The sequence below is a fragment of the Pseudomonas poae genome (assembly GCF_001439785.1).
In the GTDB taxonomy this organism is placed as follows: Bacteria; Pseudomonadota; Gammaproteobacteria; order Pseudomonadales; family Pseudomonadaceae; genus Aquipseudomonas; species Aquipseudomonas poae.
Genome location: NZ_JYLI01000015.1, coordinates 49,247 through 68,696, shown reverse-complemented (window position 1 = coordinate 68,696; position 19,450 = coordinate 49,247). Strand labels below are relative to the sequence as shown.

At 59.8% G+C, this 19,450-nt stretch carries 20 protein-coding genes; 7 read left to right on the top strand and 13 right to left on the bottom strand.

Translation table 11 applies throughout. The features are described 5' to 3' along the window. Positions 1 to 34: 34 nt before the first annotated feature. On the bottom strand, positions 35 to 976 hold the full coding sequence (locus TU75_RS18110) for an aliphatic sulfonate ABC transporter substrate-binding protein (protein WP_015372806.1): 942 nt from the start codon (positions 974 to 976) through the stop codon (positions 35 to 37). A 171-nt stretch (positions 977 to 1,147) separates the two neighbouring features. On the opposite strand from TU75_RS18110, the gene TU75_RS18105 reads away from it, so the two are divergent. Continuing rightward, positions 1,148 to 1,558: a GNAT family N-acetyltransferase gene (locus TU75_RS18105; protein WP_041931642.1), complete on the top strand. Its 411-nt coding sequence runs from the start codon at positions 1,148 to 1,150 to the stop codon at positions 1,556 to 1,558. A 66-nt stretch (positions 1,559 to 1,624) separates the two neighbouring features. Here the strand turns inward: TU75_RS18105 and def are convergent, their stop codons facing one another. From def to TU75_RS18090, 3 genes are all read right to left on the bottom strand, one after another. Then, positions 1,625 to 2,164 carry a peptide deformylase gene (gene def, locus TU75_RS18100; protein WP_060549674.1) on the bottom strand — a complete coding sequence of 180 codons (540 nt, stop codon included), beginning with the start codon at positions 2,162 to 2,164 and terminating at the stop codon, positions 1,625 to 1,627. Continuing rightward, on the bottom strand, positions 2,161 to 3,117 hold the full coding sequence (locus TU75_RS18095; protein ID WP_003237827.1) for a YihY/virulence factor BrkB family protein: 957 nt from the start codon (positions 3,115 to 3,117) through the stop codon (positions 2,161 to 2,163). The genes def and TU75_RS18095 overlap by 4 nt, the downstream gene beginning before the upstream one ends. A 174-nt stretch (positions 3,118 to 3,291) precedes the next feature. Further along, positions 3,292 to 3,483 (bottom strand): CsbD family protein, encoded by a 192-nt coding sequence (locus TU75_RS18090; protein WP_003237824.1) that lies wholly within the window; start codon positions 3,481 to 3,483, stop codon positions 3,292 to 3,294. A gap of 200 nt (positions 3,484 to 3,683) precedes the next feature. Here TU75_RS18090 and TU75_RS18085 point away from each other — a divergent pair, with 200 nt between their 5' ends. Continuing rightward, positions 3,684 to 4,061, top strand: coding sequence for a hypothetical protein (locus TU75_RS18085; RefSeq protein WP_057007112.1), 378 nt, complete (start codon positions 3,684 to 3,686; stop codon positions 4,059 to 4,061). Positions 4,062 to 4,111: 50 nt separating this feature from the next. On the opposite strand, the gene fadD1 is transcribed toward TU75_RS18085, so the two are convergent. Together fadD1 and fadD2 are read right to left on the bottom strand one after the other, a co-directional pair. Continuing rightward, positions 4,112 to 5,803 carry a long-chain-fatty-acid--CoA ligase FadD1 gene (fadD1, locus tag TU75_RS18080; protein WP_015372808.1) on the bottom strand — a complete coding sequence of 564 codons (1,692 nt, stop codon included), beginning with the start codon at positions 5,801 to 5,803 and terminating at the stop codon, positions 4,112 to 4,114. A 391-nt stretch (positions 5,804 to 6,194) separates the two neighbouring features. Further along, positions 6,195 to 7,883, bottom strand: a complete 1,689-nt coding sequence (gene fadD2 / locus TU75_RS18075; protein ID WP_003237817.1) for a long-chain-fatty-acid--CoA ligase FadD2 — start codon at positions 7,881 to 7,883, stop codon at positions 6,195 to 6,197. A gap of 190 nt (positions 7,884 to 8,073) precedes the next feature. Here fadD2 and TU75_RS18070 point away from each other — a divergent pair, with 190 nt between their 5' ends. Beyond that, positions 8,074 to 9,018, top strand: a complete 945-nt coding sequence (locus TU75_RS18070) for an alpha/beta hydrolase (protein WP_060549673.1) — start codon at positions 8,074 to 8,076, stop codon at positions 9,016 to 9,018. A gap of 53 nt (positions 9,019 to 9,071) precedes the next feature. Then, a complete protein-coding gene (locus TU75_RS18065; protein ID WP_003237814.1) occupies positions 9,072 to 9,542 on the top strand; it encodes a MaoC family dehydratase in 471 nt (156 codons plus the stop codon). Between the two features lie 68 nt (positions 9,543 to 9,610). On the opposite strand, the gene TU75_RS18060 is transcribed toward TU75_RS18065, so the two are convergent. Then, positions 9,611 to 10,078 carry a ferritin-like domain-containing protein gene (locus tag TU75_RS18060; protein ID WP_003237812.1) on the bottom strand — a complete coding sequence of 156 codons (468 nt, stop codon included), beginning with the start codon at positions 10,076 to 10,078 and terminating at the stop codon, positions 9,611 to 9,613. Between the two features lie 208 nt (positions 10,079 to 10,286). Between TU75_RS18060 and TU75_RS18055 the strand changes: the two genes are divergently transcribed. Together TU75_RS18055 and TU75_RS18050 are read left to right on the top strand one after the other, a co-directional pair. Further along, complete coding sequence (locus TU75_RS18055) at positions 10,287 to 10,523, top strand: DUF3820 family protein (protein ID WP_003237810.1); 237 nt, start codon at positions 10,287 to 10,289, stop codon at positions 10,521 to 10,523. A 10-nt stretch (positions 10,524 to 10,533) separates the two neighbouring features. Then, entirely contained in the window at positions 10,534 to 11,709 is a 1,176-nt protein-coding gene (locus TU75_RS18050; protein WP_060549672.1) for an aminotransferase class V-fold PLP-dependent enzyme, read from the top strand. Between the two features lie 156 nt (positions 11,710 to 11,865). Here the strand turns inward: TU75_RS18050 and TU75_RS18045 are convergent, their stop codons facing one another. The 3 genes from TU75_RS18045 to zwf are packed head-to-tail and all read right to left on the bottom strand — an operon-like array spanning position 11,866 to position 14,715. Further along, entirely contained in the window at positions 11,866 to 12,531 is a 666-nt protein-coding gene (locus tag TU75_RS18045) for a bifunctional 4-hydroxy-2-oxoglutarate aldolase/2-dehydro-3-deoxy-phosphogluconate aldolase (RefSeq protein WP_003237806.1), read from the bottom strand. Positions 12,532 to 12,548: 17 nt separating this feature from the next. Next, on the bottom strand, positions 12,549 to 13,262 hold the full coding sequence (pgl, locus tag TU75_RS18040) for a 6-phosphogluconolactonase (protein ID WP_003237804.1): 714 nt from the start codon (positions 13,260 to 13,262) through the stop codon (positions 12,549 to 12,551). Beyond that, positions 13,249 to 14,715 carry a glucose-6-phosphate dehydrogenase gene (gene zwf, locus TU75_RS18035; protein ID WP_060549671.1) on the bottom strand — a complete coding sequence of 489 codons (1,467 nt, stop codon included), beginning with the start codon at positions 14,713 to 14,715 and terminating at the stop codon, positions 13,249 to 13,251. The genes pgl and zwf overlap by 14 nt, the downstream gene beginning before the upstream one ends. Before the next feature lie 220 nt (positions 14,716 to 14,935). Between zwf and TU75_RS18030 the strand changes: the two genes are divergently transcribed. After that, positions 14,936 to 15,796 carry a MurR/RpiR family transcriptional regulator gene (locus TU75_RS18030; protein WP_169895723.1) on the top strand — a complete coding sequence of 287 codons (861 nt, stop codon included), beginning with the start codon at positions 14,936 to 14,938 and terminating at the stop codon, positions 15,794 to 15,796. A 115-nt stretch (positions 15,797 to 15,911) separates the two neighbouring features. On the opposite strand, the gene TU75_RS18025 is transcribed toward TU75_RS18030, so the two are convergent. The 3 genes from TU75_RS18025 to TU75_RS18015 all read right to left on the bottom strand — a co-directional run bounded on the left by TU75_RS18025 (position 15,912) and on the right by TU75_RS18015 (position 19,450). Continuing rightward, entirely contained in the window at positions 15,912 to 16,757 is an 846-nt protein-coding gene (locus tag TU75_RS18025; RefSeq protein WP_060549670.1) for a D-hexose-6-phosphate mutarotase, read from the bottom strand. A gap of 99 nt (positions 16,758 to 16,856) precedes the next feature. Next, on the bottom strand, positions 16,857 to 18,203 hold the full coding sequence (locus TU75_RS18020) for a carbohydrate porin (protein ID WP_057007124.1): 1,347 nt from the start codon (positions 18,201 to 18,203) through the stop codon (positions 16,857 to 16,859). 86 nt (positions 18,204 to 18,289) lie between these two features. Beyond that, entirely contained in the window at positions 18,290 to 19,450 is a 1,161-nt protein-coding gene (locus TU75_RS18015) for an ABC transporter ATP-binding protein (RefSeq protein ID WP_003237793.1), read from the bottom strand.

Here is a 19,450-nt window from a genome sequence, read left to right as displayed (position 1 = left end):
GCGCTATGCAAGGCGACAGTGCCGGGAGGAGCTCTCAGGGCGCTTTGAAGACTGCCTGCTGAACGTCGACCTTTTTCGGAATCAGTCGGTTGGCGAAAAACAGATCGGCAGTGCCTTGCTGAGTGGCAATGTCGGCGGCTGTCAGCGCACGGATCGGCGTGGGTGAGCGGTGTTCGAAGTAACTTTTCACCACGGCAGGCGGCAGGCCCAGAGTCTTGGCCATCAGCGCGATACTCTCCTGGGGCTGGTCCAGGGACAGGCGCTGCGCTTTACCCAGCGTCTGAATGATCGTGGCAATGGCGTGCGGGTGCTGTTTGGCGAACCGGCTGCTGACCACGAAGAAACTGCCCGCCGGGTTGAGCCCCTGCCCGTCGCCCAGTACTCGGGCAGAACCGTCGACCACGGCGGCCGAGTAGTACGGGTCCCACACCACCCAGGCATCCACCTTGCCTTGTTCAAACGCCGCACGTCCGTCTGACGGCGACAGGTACACAACGTTCACGTCCTGCCATTGCAACCCGGCCCGCAAGATACTCTTGAGGAACAGGTTGTGGGCACTGGAGCCCTTGAGCAATGCAACGCGCTTGCCCTTGAGCTCGGCCACGCTGTGCAGCGTGCTGGCCTTGGGCACCAGAATCGCTTCGGTCTTGCCGTCATTGGGCTCGACCGCGATGTATTGCAGGTCGATGCCGGCGGCCTGGGCGAAGATCGGCGGGATGTCGCCGATATTGCCAATATCCAGGCTGCCGGCATTGAGCGCTTCCATCAGTGGCGGGCCACCGAGGAATTCGACCCATTGCACCTGGGTGCCCGGCAGCGCCGCCTCAAAAAGCCTGTGCTCGCGGGCCAGCACCATGCTCACCGAGCCTTTTTGATAGCCGACACGCAAGGTCTCGGGTTCGCCAGCCAGCGCCGTCCGGGCCAGCAACGTCAGCGCCAGCAACGAGCCCGCCAGCAGGTATTTGAGTGGTTTCATGGGTAGCCTCTTGATGATCCGTTGAAGCGATCCTAACAAGCAGGCTTATTCTTTAATAATATTTAAAACTAACCGATATATGATAAAAAAGAATATATAAGCCCCGGCTGATTAATCAGTCACCAAGCGTGCTTATAATCCTCGCCCCCTGGTCACATGCACCTGAACACCATGCCCGAATTATCCATCCAATTGCTGAGCGAGCCGCTCTGGCCGCTGCTGAACAAGTTTTACCGCGCCCACGGTTCCTCGATGAAAGCACTCAAGGGCGGTCGTTTGTGGGTGGCGCGTGACGCCGAGATCGTGGCCGGGCTGTGTTTGACACCGGTACTGGGCGGGCAGTGGCTGACGGGGCTGTTCGTCGACCCGGCCTATCGTGGGCAAGGATTGGCGGCGCGGTTGGTGTCCTGTGGAGTGCAACAGGTTGAGGGCACCGTTTGGCTGTTTTGCCACCCGGACCTGCAAGGCTTGTATGAACGGATGGGCTTCACGCAGGAAACGCACTTGCCGCAGTCACTCAGCGAGCGGCTGGTGCGCTATAAACGCAACAAGCCGCTGATCGCGATGGGCTTGGAAATTTGAAATGCAGGCCTATGTGGCAGGGAGCAAGCCCCCTCCCATCGTTTCAAGCGGTGTGTTGTCAGAGGGCTATTCTTCTACCGCCGGATCCAGCGCAGGGAACAGCACATCGGTAAACCCGAATTTGCTGAAGTCGGTAATGCGCGATGGGTACAGCCGGCCAATCAGGTGATCGCACTCATGCTGCACCACCCGCGCATGGAAGCCGTCGGCAAAACGCACAATCGGTTCGCCCTTGGGGTCGAAACCCTCGTAGCGAATCTGCTGGTAACGGTTGACCGCCCCGCGCAGGCCGGGCACCGACAGGCAGCCTTCGTAGTCCTCTTCCACCACCGGGCTGAGTGGCGTGATGAGCGGGTTGATCAGGATGGTCTGCGGCACCGGCGGTGCGTCCGGGTAGCGTTCGCTGGCCTCGAAACCGAAGATCACCAGTTGCAGGTCGACGCCTATCTGCGGCGCGGCCAGGCCGACACCGCCGACGTGTTCCATGGTCTGGAACATGTCATCGATCAATTGCCACAGCTCGGGGCTGTCGAACATTTCCGGCGGTACGGGCGCGGCGATGCGCAGCAGGCGCTCGTCGCCCATTTTCAGGATGTCACGGATCATCGATCAGGCTCTACGGGAGTGGGCTTGGAATGGTCTCGGCCTAAGCCTGAGACATGCTGTTTCTCATCAGTGTGGCCGGGCTCATCAAACTCCTTTGCGCCCGCGTCCTTGCCCTCGGCAGACATGTGTTCGATCACGGCGTTCATCTCCGCACCGAGCAGCAGCACGGCGGCAGAAATATAGAAATACAGAAGCAGCACGATGATCGCACCGATACTGCCATACATGGCGTTGTAGTCGGCGAAGGTTTTAACGTAGTAACCAAAGCCCAGGGACGCGACGATCCACACCACCACGGCCAGCACGGAGCCCGGGGTGATGAAGCGAAACTTCTGTTCCACGTCCGGCATCACGTAATACATGAGGGCCACGGCAAACATCAGCAGGATGACGATCAATGGCCAGCGCACGATGGTCCACAGCGTAACGACGAATTCCTGCATGCCGATCTGCCCCGCCAGCCACTCCATCACTTGCGGGCCCAGCACCATCAGTGCCGCGGCCGCCAGCAGCATGCCGGCGATGCCGATGGTGTAGAAAATCGACAGCGGGAAACGCTTCCAGATCGGCCGGCCTTCCACCACGTCGTAGGCGGCATTCATCGCACTCATCATCAAACGCACGCCGGCCGAGGCCGTCCACAGCGCGATGACGATACCGACCGAAAGCAGCCCGCCCTTGGATTGCTGCAACTGGTCGATCACCGGGTTGACCTGTTCCAGCGCCTGAGGCGGCAACACCAGCTCGGATTGCAGGCGCAACCAGCTGAAGAAGTCCGGCAGGTGCAGGAAACCGATCAGGGCAATGAGGAACAGCAGGAAGGGAAACAGCGAAAACAGCATCTGATAGGCCAGTGCCGAGGCGTAGGTGGGCATCTCATCATCGATGAACTCGGTGACGGTGCGCATCAGCACCTTATGCAGCTTGAGGCCTTGTAGTACCGGAAAGATCATAGCGTCTCCTTTCGCCGCAATAAGGTCATATTCATGGGCGACTCAGGGGCCGTTTTCTACATCAAAGTAGCCCATTTGGCGACTTTGAAACAATTTCCAAAGTTTAGTTGCAACAGCTGACACAAAAACGGCCATCCGTGGATGGCCGCAGGTCTGCGCAAACGCAATGCCGGGTCAGGCTTTGTCGACGGTATTCTTGACCGCGTCCTTGGTTTTGCCAACCGCTTGCTGGGCTTCACCCTTCAGTTCCTGAGCCTTGCCTTCAGCACGCAGTTTGTCGTTATCCGTGGCTTTGCCGACGCCTTGCTTGACGTTGCCGACGGCTTCGTTAGCCATGCCTTTTACCTTATCGGAAGTGCTGCCCATGGTATTACTCCTGATAACAATCAAATGGTTTTTAATGACGACGTAAAGATTGACCCGGGGCCGTTCCGTAGAGTTTCAATTATTTTCAGCCGGCATTTGATCGCCCTATAAAGGTTTGGCTTTATGTTTTGCAGCCAACCCACGAGAATGCCGGGCAGATTCAGGCTCAAATGCTGAATAACAGATCCCGTAGGAAGTTTATGAAACTCGATAAGACACAGGCCATCGCCCGCAGAAACCAGGCCTTGGGCGGCGCCGTACTCGGCGTCAACAACTGCCACTTCACCGACCTGGACCGCAAGCGCAACATCTGGTGGTTCGACCTGCCGCTGGTGCGCATTGGCGTGGGCCAGTACGAGTGGATCCACTTGTTGATGCACAACGCCGAGACCGACCAGTTGCTGCACCTGAAGGTGCCCACGCTGTTCCTGCGTGAGAACCTCGAAGGGCTGGTGGTGCGCAATGCGGGCAAGCGCAAGCCCGAGATCACCCTGGAGTTGAGTGCGGACAAGGATTCGTACCTCAAGGATGTGCGCCCGGCGGGTGCTGGGATCAGCTTCGCGCAATTCGCCCTGTAAAAAATGTGCAGGCCATAAAAAACCCCGCATTGGCGGGGTTTTTTATTGAGTTACTTTTTCAGGCCCAGCTTCTTCAGTTCTTCATCGCGCAATTCACGCCGCAGGATCTTGCCTACATTGGTGGTGGGCAACACATCGCGGAACTCCACCGCCTTGGGCACTTTGTAGGCGGTGACGTTGGCGCGCATGTGCTCCATCACCTGATCCTTGGTCAGGGTTGCGCCTGGCTTGACCACGATGAACAGCTTGATGATTTCCCCGGATTTTTCGTCCGGTACGCCGATGGCGGCGCACTGCAGCACACCCGGCAGGCCGGCCAGCACGTCTTCCAGTTCGTTGGGATAGACGTTGAAGCCGGACACCAGAATCATGTCCTTCTTGCGGTCGACAATGCGCAGGTAGCCGTCAGGCTGGATGATCGCGATGTCACCGGTCTTCAACCAGCCTTCGCTGTCGAGCATCTCGGCGGTGGCGTCCTCGCGCTGCCAGTAGCCCTTCATTACTTGCGGGCCTTTCACGCACAGCTCGCCGGTCTCGCCCAGCGCCAGTTCGGTGCCGTCGTCGGCGATGACCTTGCACACCGTGGACGGCACCGGGATGCCGATGGTGCCAATCTGGATGTGCTGGATCGGGTTGACCGTGGCCACCGGGCTGGTCTCGGTCATGCCGTAACCTTCACAGATGCCACAACCGGTCACGGCCTTCCAACGCTCGGCCGCTGCCAGTTGCAGGGCCATGCCACCGGACAGGGTGACCTTGAGCGCCGAGAAGTCCAGCTTGCGGAAACCCTCGTTATTGCACAGCGCCACGAACAGGGTGTTGAGGCCGACAAAACCGCTGAACTTCCACTTCGACAGTTCCTTGACCATCGCCGGCAAGTCGCGCGGGTTGCTGATCAGGATGTTGTGGTTGCCGATCAGCATCATCGCCATGCAATGAAAGGTGAACGCGTAGATGTGGTAAAGCGGCAACGGCGTGATGAGGATCTCGCAGCCTTCATTTAGGTTGGAGCCCATCAGCGCCTTGCACTGCAGCATGTTGGCGACGAGGTTGCGGTGGGTGAGCATCGCGCCCTTGGCCACGCCAGTGGTGCCGCCGGTGTATTGCAGCACCGCCACATCATCGCTGGCCGGGCTCACTTCGTTGACGGTCCGGCCATGGCCCCTGGCAAGCACGTCGTTGAACTTGATCGCCTTGGGCAGGTGGTAGGCCGGGACCATTTTCTTGACGTACTTGATGACGCTGTTGATCAGCAGACGCTTGAGCGGCGGCAGCAGGTCGGCCACTTCGGTGACGATCACGTGCTTGATGGCGGTCTTGGGCACGACCTTTTCCGCCAGATGGGCCATGTTGGCCAGGCACACCAGGGCCTTGGCCCCGGAGTCGTTGAATTGGTGTTCCATTTCCCGCGCGGTGTACAGCGGGTTGGTGTTGACCACTATCAGCCCGGCACGGATGGCGCCGAACACGGCGACCGGGTATTGCAGGACGTTGGGCAGTTGCACCGCAATGCGGTCGCCGGGCTGCAGGTCGGTGTGCTGCTGAAGGTAGGCGGCGAAGGCGCCGGACAATTCGTACAGCTCACCGTAGGTGAGGGTCTTGCCCAGGTTGCTGAAAGCCGGCTTGTTGGCGAAGCGCTGGCAGGACTGCTTCAATACCGCCTGAATATTCGGATACTCGTCTGGATTGATTTGTGCAGCAATCCCGGCGGGGTACTTATCCTTCCAAAAGTCTTCATTCATGGAAGCCCACTCCTCAGCGACGCGAATTCATCATCGCATTTGATGCGATTATTATTGGTGTATGTCTTTTGTACGGTGAATCCGGCGCTTCAAAGCATGCCGAGACGTCACAAAGCGCGCCGAGAGTAGCAGCTTTGCCAAGGGCCGCCTAGAGCCAAACGAGGGCCCCACAGTCATAATCACGACTGTCCTACAATATCTGGTCACACTTTAAACGCTTGTCGAATACCCCAGCAAAGCGCTCTGGAACAGGCTCTCCAGCGCAACACGAGACAAATGTGGGAGGGGGCCTGCTCCCGATGGCGGTGTATCAGTCACCGGATAAGTGACTGAACCGCTGCCATCGGGAGCAAGCCCCCTCCCACACTTTTAGTAGCTGGCAATTCAAGGGTCAGGCGATGTCGCGCAGCTCCCGTCGCAGGATTTTCCCTACCGGCGTCATCGGCAACGAGTCGCGCAGCACGATCTGCTTGGGCACCTTGTACCCGGTGAAGTTGGCCTTGCAGTACGCCTTCAGTTCCTCAACGCTCACGCCCTGGGCACGCGCCACCACGAACAGCTTCACCGCCTCCCCCGTGCGCTCGTCCGGCACGCCGATGACTGCGCAATTGGCCACGGCCGGGTGCGCCATCACCACGTCTTCGATCTCGTTGGGGTACACGTTGAAACCCGAGACGATGATCAGGTCTTTCTTGCGATCGACAATGCGTATGAAACCGTCCTCGTCGATCACGGCGATATCGCCGGTCTTGAACCAGCCTTCGGTGTCCAGCGCTTCGGCAGTGGCTGCCGGTTGCTGCCAGTAGCCCTTCATCACCTGCGGGCCCTTGATGCACAGCTCGCCACGCTCGCCCAGCGGCAGCTCGACACCTTCGTCGTCGATCACCTTCATTGCCGTGGCTGGCACGGGAATGCCCACCGTACCCAGCCGCGACTTATCGCCGTATGGGTTTGCACTGGCAACCGGAGAGGTTTCGGTCAGGCCGTACCCCTCGCCGATCGCGCAGCCGGTGAGCTGCTGCCAGCGTTCCGCGGTGGCCTTGATCAGCGCGGTGCCGCCCGAGTTGGTGGTTTTGAGGTGAGAGAAATCCAGCTGCTTGAACTCCGGATGATCCATCAGCGCGACAAACAGCGTGTTGAGCCCCAACAACCCGGTGAAGCGCCACTTTTTCAGCTCCTTGATGAAGCCGCCAATGTCCCGTGGGTTGGTGATCAGCACGTTGTGGTTGCCCGAGACCATCATGCACATGCAGTTCGCGGTGAAGGCATAGATGTGGTACAGCGGCAGCGGCGCGATCATCACCTCTTGCCCTTCCTTGATCAGCGGCTGGCCGTCGTCGCCGGTCTGCGACATGCAGGCGCGCACCTGCTGCATGTTCGCCACCAGGTTGCGGTGGGTGAGCATCGCGCCCTTGGCCAGCCCGGTAGTGCCGCCGGTATATTGCAACACAGCGATATCATCCAGGCTCACGGGATGGCGTGTCACCCCCAGCCCTGCCCCCATGCGCAGGGCGCGCTTGAATGGCACCGCGCGTGGCAGATGGTAGGCCGGCACCATTTTCTTCACCTTGTCGACCAGGGTATTGACCAGCCAGCCCTTGGCGGCGGGCATGAAGTCGCCCATTCGGGCTTCGATCAGGTAGTCGATGGCCGTGTCGGTGCACACTTCCTGCACACGCGACCCGAACAGGTTGAGGTAGACCAGCGCACGCACGCCGGCATCCTTGAACTGGTGGCGCATTTCGCGCGGGGTATAAAGGGGGTTGGTGTTGACCACGATGAGCCCGGCGCGCAGGGCGCCGAACACGGCGATCGGGTAATGCAGCACATTGGGCATCTGCACCGCGATGCGCTCGCCGGGCTTGAGGTCGGTGTGCTGCTGCAGGTAACCGGCGAACGCCGCACTTTGGCGCTCAAGCTCGGCGTAGGTCAGGGTGATCCCCATGTTGCTGAATGCCGGACGGTCGGCGAAAGTCTTGCACGAGCGCTCGAATACTTCGATCACCGAGCTGTAGGTGGTGAGGTCGATGGTGTTGGGAACGCCGGGCGCGCGTTTGTCATTCCAGAAATCAGGTTGCATTATTCTTGTCCTCTTACCTGAGTGTGTCCGGCCGCTGCTGTAAAAAGCGGAGCTTGGGGGACGTTAGCAGCTATGGCCAAACTGGCAAATACGCTAAATCGTGTCATTGATTGTATGAATCTTGCCGCTGAGGCGTCGGCAGATACCTGGTGCGCGATACACTGCACCCATCCCGAGCAAAGGAAGCGCCATGAACCACAGCACCTTCTGGCTGACCGCGACCGACCACAGCCGCCTGTACGTCAATCAATGGCTGCCGGAGGGCCCCGCCAGGGCCGTGGTGATGCTGTCCCATGGCATGGCCGAGCACAGCGGGCGCTATGGGCGCCTGGCCGCAGCCTTGTGTGCCGGCGGCTATGGCGTGTATGCGCTGGACCAGCGTGGCCACGGCCGTACCGCCGATTCAGGCACCCTGGGCCTGTACGCCGAGCAAGACGGCTGGAACAAGGTGGTAGGCGACCTCGCCAGCCTCCACCAACACATCGGCCAGCATCAGCCGGGGTTACCGATCATTCTGCTGGGTCACAGCATGGGCAGCTACATTGCTCAGGCCTACCTGCTGCACCACAGCGCCAGCCTGCATGGGGCGATTCTCAGCGGTTCGAACTTCCAGCCGGTGGCCCTGTATCGCGCCGCACGGGTGATAGCGCGTGTCGAACGCGCTCGACAGGGCCTGCGCGGGCTCAGCGCGTTGATCGAGTGGCTGTCGTTCGGCTCATTCAACAAGGCGTTCAAACCGACGCGCACGGCGTTTGACTGGCTCAGCCGCGACCCCGACGAAGTCGACCGCTACATCAACGACCCGCTGTGTGGTTTTCGTTGCACCAACCAGCTGTGGATCGACCTGCTGGGCGGCTTGCAGCACATCAGCAAGGCGTCCAATCTCGCGCAGATCGATCCCGGACTGCCGATTCTGGTGGTGGGCGGCGAATGTGATCCGGTAAGCGACGGCAAGCGTCTCAACAGCCTGGCCCAGGCTATACGCGAGGCCGGCTGCCAACACGTTCAACTGACTGTCTACCCGCAGGCGCGGCATGAAGTGTTCAACGAAACCAACCGTGACGATGTGACGGCGGATCTACTGCACTGGCTCGACCAGGCCCTGACCCTGCGCAGGCCGGCGCACTGCGAATAACGCTTGCAGAACCGGCCATTAAATTACCGACCAGCCACAGGATGCATTTTTAGATGACCCAGGTAACCAACACTCCTTACGAAGCCCTCGAAGTCGGCCAGACCGCCAGCTACAGCAAGACCGTCGAAGAGCGCGATATCCAGCTGTTCGCCGCCATGTCCGGTGACCACAACCCGGTGCACCTGGATGCCGAATACGCCAAGACCACCATGTTCAAGGAGCGCATCGCCCACGGCATGTTCAGCGGCGCACTGATCAGCGCGGCCGTGGCCTGCGAGTTGCCTGGGCCGGGCACCATCTATGTGGGCCAGCAAATGAGTTTTCAAAAGCCGGTAAAGATCGGCGACACGCTGACGGTGCGCCTGGAGATTCTGGAGAAACTGCCGAAGTTTCGCGTACGCATAGCCACCCGCGTATTCAACCAGCACGACGAACTGGTGGTGGATGGCGAAGCGGAGATCATCGCGCCCCGCAAGCAGCTTGAATTAACACTGACCCCATTGCCGCCGATCAGCATTGGCTGAGTGCAAATCCAACGCAAAAAAATGCGGGAGGGGGCAAGCCCCTCCCGCATCGGGTTACAGCGCAGTGCTTACGACTGGGCGCGAGCCTGGTTACGCAGGGCTTTCACCTGGTCGTGGTTGCGTTGCACGCCGTGGTACTGACGCTCAACCAGGTCACGAATGCCCAGCAGGTTGTGCTTGTTGATCTTCTCGATCGCTTCGCGGTAGGCCTTCAGGGCGTGGTCTTCACCGCGCTCGGCTTCGTTCAGTACCGCTTCTTCGTCTTTACCAGTGACCATCGACTTCACGTCGACCCAGCCACGGTGCAGAGCGCCAGCGACGCTGCCGGAATCTTCCGGATCACCGCCCAGAGCACGTACGGCGGTTTTCAGCTCTGCGGCAGAGGTGGCGCAATCAGCGGAACGCTTGGCGAACAGCGCCTTCAGCTCCGGGTGCTTGATGTCTTCAGCGCACTCTTTAAAACCTTTCTGACCGTCAATGCTGGTCTCGATCAGGTCGTTCAGTACGGAGATGGATTCTTTATTGATGTCAGTCATTTTTCAATTCCTTATGGCAGGTTTAAAAGGATGCAAGGGTAATTGCAGTGTCCGTGCCAGCTTTTTGAAAAATATATTTCACTTTAAAATCAAGGCGTTATGAATTATTGAACCATCTGTGTCTATGTTATTTGCATGATCTGTCCTTTGGCCTTCATGCAGAATGCCTGTATTTTCACTGTCATTGTCTGGACCGTCCAAGATCGCCATGAACCCGGAAAAACTCGAACTGCTGATCACCCGTCAAATGCCCTTCGGCAAATACAAGGGCCGGATCATCGCCGACCTCCCTGGCCCCTATCTCAACTGGTTCGCCCGCGAAGGCTTCCCCCATGGCGAGCTGGGCGGCCTGCTGGCATTGATGCAGGAAATCGACAGCAACGGCCTGGCCGACCTGCTGGAACCGCTACGCGCCAAACACGGCAAACCCGCCCCTCGCCATTAGGAGTTTCGCCATGCCAGGGAATGCAAACAACGAACACTACTGGCACAGCATCGCTCAGCGCTATGAGCAGGAGCCCGGCCCCATCAATCTGGAGAACGGCTACTTCGGGCGCATGAGCCGCGCAGTGCAGGCGCAGTATCTGGAGCATGTGGCGTTCATCAACCGCAGCAACTCGCTGCATGTGCGCCAACGCTTCGAGCGCGGTGACAACGACGCCATCCGCCGCCAATTGGCCGACTCGATCAACGCCGACCCGCAGGCGATAGCGTTTACCCGCAACGCCACCGAAGCGCTGCAATCTCTGATCCGCAATTACAACCGCCTGCAACCGGGCGATCAGGTGCTGATCAGCGACCTTGAATACGACACGGTCAAGGGTGCGATGCGCTGGCTGGCGGGCTACCGGGGCGTGGAGGTGATCGAAATCACCCACTTTCATCCGGCCAGTTTCGACAGTTTGGTGCACACCTATGGCGAGGCATTTGTGCAGTATCCGCGCGTAAAGCTCATGGCGTTGACCCATGTCACCCACCGTACCGGCCTGGTGATGCCCGTCGAAACCATCGCCAGGGCCGCGCAGGCGCACGGCGTGGATGTAATCCTGGACGGTGCCCACGCACTGGGCCAGATCGACTTCAACCTCGCCGAACTGGGCATCAGCTTTGCCGGCTTCAACCTGCACAAGTGGATCGGCGCGCCACTGACCCTGGGCTTCCTCTATATCGCCCCCGAGCGCCTGGCCGATATCGACCCGGACATGGGCGAGTGTCACTACCCCGCCACTGACGTGCGTGCACGCACGCCCTACAGCACACCCAACTTTCCTGCGCTGATGACCCTGCCGCTGGTGCTGGAAGAACATCACGGGCTGGGTGGCGCGGCGGCCAAAGGTGCGCGGGTCAATTACCTGAGGGACATGTGGGTGAGTCAGGTGCGGTCGCTGCCCGGAATCGAGGTGCTCACGCCGGACGATCCGCGTCTGTATTGCGGTATCACCGCGTTCAAGTTTATCGGGCGAGATCAACAGGTGATGGTGGAGCGTCTGCTCAAGGAGCACGGCCTGTTTACCACGACCCGCGTAGGTACGGCGTTTGGCACGTGTATTCGGGTGACGCCGGGGGTGGTGACCTGCGCTGAAGACATCACTGTCCTGATCAACGCGATCACTCAACTAGCCACGGACTGAAATGTGGGAGGGAGCAAGCCCCCTCCCACACTAGCCCTCTTGCACATCAGGCATGTGTGACCTTGAGGTTTTTTACAGGCAAAAAAAAGCGGCACACCGACCAAGTGCGCCGCAAAAATGCCGTTAAGCACAGCAACAACGATTCTTTACATCCGATCAGTCCAGCAGGGCCAGCGCTTGTGCGGTGACTTCCTGAATACGTGCCCAGTCGCCGTTCCTGATCCACTCCGGGTCAAGCATCCAGCTACCGCCCACGCACATCACGTTTTTCAACGCCATGTAGCTCTTGATATTGGCCGGACCCACACCGCCGGTAGGGCAGAACTTCACTTCGCCGAACGGGCCGCCCAGCGCCTTGATTGCCGCCACACCGCCGCTGACTTCGGCGGGGAACAGCTTGAAGCGGCGATAACCCAGGGCATAGCCTTCCATGATGCCGGACGCATTGCTGATGCCTGGCAGCAGCGGGATCGGACTGTGCACCGAGGCTTCCAGCAGATCACGGGTGATGCCGGGGGTGACGATGAATTGCGAACCGGCCACTTCGGCCGCGTCGAGCATCTGACGGTCGAGCACAGTGCCAGCACCGGTGCACAGTTCAGGACGTTGCTCGCGCAGCACCTGAATGGCCTTGAGGCCGAACTCGGAACGCAGGGTCACTTCCAGTGCGGTCAAACCACCGGCTGCCAAGGCATCGGCCAGCGGCAGGATGTCCTGCTCGCGGGCGATGGTGATCACCGGCAGGATCCGCGCCTTGGCGCAGAGGCTGTCGATCAGGGCAACTTTGTCCGCCATGGAAACGGTCGGTTGAGGGCTTTTCATAGCGGCTGATCCTTGGCTCATGGGCACCAGTAAATCTCTAATGTAGGTTGCAAAAACGCGCGAATCGGCATGGCAGCAACGTCGTCACTGGCCAGCGCGGCGCTCAAGGTGGTCAATTTGGAGCTGCCGGAAATCGACAGCACGGTGTAGTTCGCCGTGGCAAGCAGCGCGCGACTCATGGTCAGGCGCTGATGGGGCACGGTCGGCGCCAGCATTGGCCAGCAACGGCGGGTACCGTCCGGCGCCAGCGCGTCGTGCAGGTTCGGACTGTCGGGGAACAGCGAGGCGGTGTGACCGTCATCGCCCATGCCGAGCACCAGCACATCAATGCCGGGCAATTCGCCCAACAGACGGTCGGCCTGCTCGGCAGCGTCTTCAAGATTGGCCGCAGCGCTGTAGAGGCTCAGAAACTTGGCCTTGGCGGCCGGGCCCTGCAACAGGTGCTGCTTGAGCAGGCCGGCGTTACTGTCGGCATGCTCCACCGGCACCCAGCGTTCGTCCGCCAGGGTGATGGTAACCCTGGACCAGTCCAGCCCCTGCTTGGCCAACTGCTGGAAAAACGCCACCGGGCTGCGGCCACCGGACACCACCAGGGTGGCCTCGCCACGGGCACTGATGGCCGTGCGCAGTTGTTCGGCCACGTCATTGGCCAGGCCGTCCGCCAGCAGCGCCGGCGTGCGGTACTCATGGGCCGTTACGCCCTGAGGCAGTTTCAATTCAGATATCGCCATACCACGACCTCCCATCCCGCGTGATCAGTGCAATCGAGCTCATCGGCCCCCAGGAACCCGCCGCGTACGGCTTGGGCGCATCACCGGATTTTTTCCACCCGGCGATCAACTGGTCACACCACGTCCACGCGGCTTCGATTTCATCTTTACGGACAAACAGGTTCTGATTGCCGTTCATCACTTCCAGCAGCAACCGCTCGTAGGCATCGGGAATCCGTGCGCTGCGGTAGGTGTCGGAAAAATTCAGCTGCAGCGGGCCGCTGCGCAGTTGCATGCCCTTGTCCAGGCCCTGCTCCTTGGTCATCACGCGCAAGGAAATGCCCTCGTCCGGCTGCAGGCGGATGATCAACTTGTTGCTGATCTGCAGGCGCTGCTCGGGGGCGAAGATGTAGTGGGACGGCTCCTTGAAGTGGATGACGATCTGCGACAGCTTTTGCGGCATGCGCTTGCCAGTGCGCAGGTAGAACGGCACCCCGGCCCAACGCCAGTTACGGATATCGGCACGCAGGGCGACGAAGGTTTCGGTGTCACTCTGGGTGTTGGAGTTCTCTTCTTCCAGGTAACCCGGTACTGGCTTGCCGGCGCTGTAGCCGGCGATGTATTGGCCGCGCACCACCTGAGTGGTCAGGCCTTCCGGGCTGATCGGCGCCAGGGCCTTGAGCACCTTGACCTTCTCGTCGCGGATGCTGTCGGCGGACAGGTCGGCCGGCGGGTCCATGGCGATCAGGCACAGCAGCTGCAGCAGGTGGTTCTGGATCATGTCGCGCAGTTGGCCGGCCTTGTCGAAATAGCCCCAGCGCCCCTCGATACCGACCTGCTCGGCCACGGTGATTTCCACGTGGGAGATGTAGTTCTGGTTCCACTGGGTTTCAAACAGGCTGTTGGCGAACCGCAGCGCGATCAGGTTCTGGACGGTCTCTTTGCCCAGGTAGTGGTCGATGCGGTAGGTGCGGTTCTCCGGAAAGAACTGCGCCACGGCATCGTTGACCTTGCGCGAGGATTCCAGGTCCGAACCGATGGGTTTTTCCAGGACCACGCGGGTGTTGTCCGCCAGGCCGACCCTGGACAGGTTCTCGCAGATCGCGCCATACACCGCCGCCGGGGTGGCGAAGTAGGCGATCAGGCGTTGCTCGCTGCCGACCTTTTCGGCCAGGGCCACGTAGTCGTCGGCCTTCATGAAGTCGACATGCAGGTAGGTCAGGCGCGCCAGGAAACGCTGGGCCACGTTCTCATCCAGCGCCTTGCCGACGTACTTGCGCAATTCTGTTTCGATATGGGCCAGATGCTGCTGCTCGGAACCGGCCTCACGGGCCAGGGCCAGGATGCGCGTGTCGTCGTGCAGCAGATCGGCGCCGTCGAGGTGATAGAGGGCAGGAAATAACTTGCGAAGCGCCAGATCACCCAAGGCGCCAAACAGGGCAAAGGTGCAGGGTTCTACGGTTATCGAAGGCATGATGTTTGTTCTTTTATCAAGTTAAGCTACAAATACCTTTTTTCAAGGTATCACTCAAGGAAAAATGTAGTAATAACCACAACATTTTCCCGAATTACGCATTCCGAGTGGTGGTGTTCAGCTACCCTCAGTAGGATAGGCCACCGCGAAAAGCCACTCATCGATTGGTTACCGCTTTTTTATTTGCATCGTCGCCCGAAGGAAAGACTGAATGGACCGCGTGCGAAATCTTCTGGAACAGATCCGGAACCGCCTCGAAGAATTGAACAAGGCCGAGAAAAAAGTCGCCGAGGTCATCCTGCTCAACCCGCAGCAGGCGACCCGCTTCTCCATCGCCGCCCTTGCCCAGGCCGCCTCGGTCAGTGAACCGACGGTCAACCGCTTCTGCCGTTCGTTCGGCGTCAGTGGTTACCCTGAACTTAAATTGCAGCTGGCGCAAAGCCTGGCGAGCGGCGCGGCCTATGTCAGCCGCGCGGTGGAAGCCGATGATAACCCGGAGGCCTACACGCAGAAGATTTTTGGCAGCGCCATTGCGTCGCTGGACAGCGCCTGTCAGGCCCTTGACCCGGCTCTGATCAGCAAGGCCGTGGATTTGCTGATTCAGGCGCGGCAGATTCACTTCTTTGGCCTGGGCGCTTCGGCACCAGTGGCCATGGACGCCCTGCACAAGTTTTTCCGTTTCAATCTGTCGGTCACCGCCCACGCCGACGTGCTGATGCAGCGCATGATCGCGTCGGTGGCGCACACGGGCGAGCTGTTCGTGATTATTTCCTACACCGGGCGTACCCGTGAGCTGGTGGAAGTGGCGCGTATCGCTCGCGGAAACGGCGCCTCGGTGCTGGGAGTGACCGCCGAGAACTCGCCGCTGGCCAAGGCCAGCACGGTGAGCCTGAACATCCCGTTGCCGGAAGACACGGACATCTACATGCCGATGACGTCGCGGATCATCCAGTTGACGGTGCTGGATGTACTGGCGACCGGCATGACATTACGGCGCGGGGTGGATTTTCAGCCGCATCTGCGCAAGATCAAAGAGAGTTTGAATGACAGCCGGTATCCGGTGGGGGATGAGTTCAACTAAGCAGAGATCTCTACCGGCAGTACCGGCGTCATCGCAGGCAAGCCAGCTCCCACAAGGGAGATGCATTCCAACTGTGGGAGCTGGCTTGCCTGCGATGGCGCCATAAGAAACAACGCTAAACCCCAGCCCGAGCCTGCAAACTCAAATGCGCCCTCTCCCCCGGCGCCAGGCAGGCCGCCGCCATCGCTGACTCCACACACACAAACCCGGAAGCCTCGTTAAAACTGACGCCCAGCAGCGGCCGGCTGCCCGGGTGCCACACCACCGTATCGGCGCTCTCGCCCGTGTCGATGCACAACTCGCGTTGCCAGGCGTGGTCTTTGAGCTGCAATTCACCTTCGTGCTGGAACACCCGCTGACAGCCGCCGTCCACCCGCAGCTCACCTTCCTGCTGGCAAACCTGACGATTGAGCTGGTCATAGCCTTGCGCGCCATCGAGCCCAGACAGCGCTACCTCATCAACGTGACCAATACGCCAGTAAGCGTGCAACGCATGGCTCAACTGGCACGGCAACTCGTCCTGATGCTCGGTGCTCAGGCGCAGTTCCAGGGTATCGCCCAGATGGGCGTGCAGGTCCACCTGCCAGTCGCACAGCTGTAATTGCCAGTGCAGGCGCACGCCATCTTCGGCGCTGCTGCTCTCGAGCAGTTTCCAGTCGATCAGCCGCGCCCAGCCATGGGACGGCCACGCGTTTTCACTCGGATGCCGGCCATACCACGGCCAACACACCGGCACGCCGCCACGAATGGCGCCGACCTGCGGCCACTTGGCCGCGCACCACAGCCAGGGCTTTTGCCCGGCGGGTTGAAAATGCAGCAATTGCGCGCCCTGACGACTGAACACTGCCTGGCACAGCGGATGGTCGATCACCAATACATCGCGCATCTGAAAGCGCTCCCAGGCGAACACCGGACGTTCGCGCAGGGATTTGAAAAAGCGTTGCAGCGGATGCTCATGCATGTGCCACGGTCCTGAATTTCACAGTGCAACCCAAAAAAAAGCGGATAGCCATGGCTACCCGCAAAATGCGCACAGAGAGAGGAGCTTATCGCAGCAGGGTTAGAACACCGACTGAATTTTCAGGCCGGCGACTACCGCGTTGTCGACTTTATCCACGCCACCTGGGTGAGTGACGTATTGCAGGTTGGGACGCACGGTCAGCCAGTTGGTAACGTGGAAGCCGTAGTTGATTTCGTAGTTGTATTCGGTAGAACGCAGTGGCGCGAAGCCTGCCTGGTCGTAGTCAGTGAAACCGTTGGAGGCGTTGACCAGTTCAGCGTTCTTGCGCACGTCGTCGTTGACGTGCAGACGCGCAGCGCCGATGCCGATGTCGTCTTTAGGACGTGCATCGAATGGGCCCTTGTACACCAGCATGATCGACTGATAGTTGTCGACCAGGTTGGTTTCCTTGTCGTGGAACGTGGCGTTGGCCGCGATGTTCAGACCACGGGAAGCGTCACCGTTGTGGGTAGTCAGTTGCTGTTGCGCAACGAACCAGTAGCCCTTCTTGCTGCTGTGGGTACGGAAGGCAGCGCCGGTGGTGCCCGCGTCATTGCCGTTCACGTCTTCACGAACGTCGGCTGCATCGGCCGCGCTCTTGTAGTAGCCCACACGGTATTCGCCCGGCAGGTTGTTGACCTTCGGCGACCAGACCAATTCCACCGGAATCACGGTGCCCTTGGTGCCGCTGCCGCTGAGCTTGAAGCCGTTGCCGTGCTCCAACTGCGACGGGTTCTGGTTGTAGGCGCCGATCTGCGCATACAGCTCAGGCGTGATGTTGTATTTCACACGGATGGCCGCCTGGCTGACTGGCCAGTTGTACCAGGTGCTCACGTAGTTACCCACTTGCGAGCCGCAGAACGACAGGTTCTGGAAGTCACACGGGAAGGTGTTGAAGTCTTCGCCTTCGCCGAAGTAACCGAGTTTTACGTCCAGCTTGTTGTCGAACATCTGGTGCTGGATCCAGAACTGGGTCAGACGCACCATGTGGCCACGGCCGTAGACTTCCATGGACGAACTCAGCGTGCCGGCACGCGGGTCACCAATGCGGTCGTTGGAGATGTTCTGGCCATTACGGTTGGTCAGCTGGATCTTGGCCTGGGTGTTGTCCCAGCCCCACAGCTTTTGCAGATCCAGCGCAACGCCCAGACCGAACTGGTCGGAGTAGCGACCGGTCTTGTCGTCGTTGAAGCCGCCGTGGGCGTTGTAGCCCATCTCGCCCACGTAGTCAGCCTTGATGTCGATACCTTGCTCGATCAGCTTGGTACGCTCGCCACCCCAATCGCCGGTCATCCACTTGGAATCGGCACTGAATGCATCGGCCGCCATCGCATTGGCGGACAATACCAGGGCTGCTGCTGCGGACAGTTGGCAGAGCAGTCGAGTGTTGTTGTGTTGCTTTTTCATCCCTACATCCTCGTCTTTATTGTTATTAAACTGTTTTTATCTAACGCGGGTTACATTTTTTCAATCAAAACAACAGGTTAACCGCTTCAGCGACCTTTGAATTGGGCCACATTGTCGGCATGCCCCTGTGCGGGCAATGAAGAAGCGGTGCCCAAGCGCTCGCCGGTGTTGGCGTCGAACAACAAGACCTTGGCCGGGTCGAATTGCAGGGTCAGCGTCTCCCCCACTTGGGGTGCCACGTCCGGTGCAAGACGGCAGCACACCTTGGTGTCATTGAGTTGCACGAACACCAGGGTGTCCGGGCCAGTGGGCTCGGTGACCTGGACTTCGGCACGAATGCTCGACACCCCATTGCCCTCACCCGTCGCCAGCACGATTTGCTCCGGGCGCAGGCCCAGGATCACATCGCGGTCTTCCAGACCCGTGTCGTTCATGCTCAGCGGCAATTCGCAGCGGGCCTGGCCGCTGTCGAGCAGCGCAACCAAGTGACCGTCTTTGCGTTTTAGGCGCATGGGAACGAAGTTCATGGGTGGTGAACCGATAAAGCTTGCCACAAATAGGTTAGCAGGGTCGTTGTAAATTTCTTTCGGCGTGCCGAATTGTTGGATGATGCCGTCCTTCATCACCGCGACCTTGTCGCCCAGGGTCATCGCTTCGATCTGGTCGTGGGTGACGTACACGGTGGTGGTTTTCAGGCGCTGGTGCATCAGCTTCATTTCGGTACGCATCTCGACGCGCAGCTTGGCGTCGAGGTTGGACAACGGTTCGTCGAACAGGTAGATCTTCGGGCGACGCGCCAGCGCACGACCCATGGCCACACGCTGTTGCTGACCACCGGAGAGCTGGCCCGGCTTGCGGTTGAGCAGGTGCTCGATCTGCAGCAGCTTGGCCACGCGCGCCACTTCGGCGTCGATATCGGCCTGGGGCATCTTGCGGATCTTGAGGCCGAACTCGATGTTCTCGCGCACGCTCATGGTCGGGTACAGCGCGTAGGACTGAAACACCATGGCGATGTCGCGGTCCTTGGGGCTCATGCCGCTGACGTCCTGGTCACCGATCATGATCGCGCCGCCGGTGATGGTCTCCAGGCCCGCGATGCAGTTCATCAGGGTGGATTTACCGCACCCTGAAGGGCCGACCAGAATCAGGAATTCGCCTTCCTTGATCGACAGTTCGATGTTCTTCAAGGTGTCGGGCAGGCCGGCGCCATAGGTCTTGTTTACATTGCGAAGTTCAAGCGTAGCCAT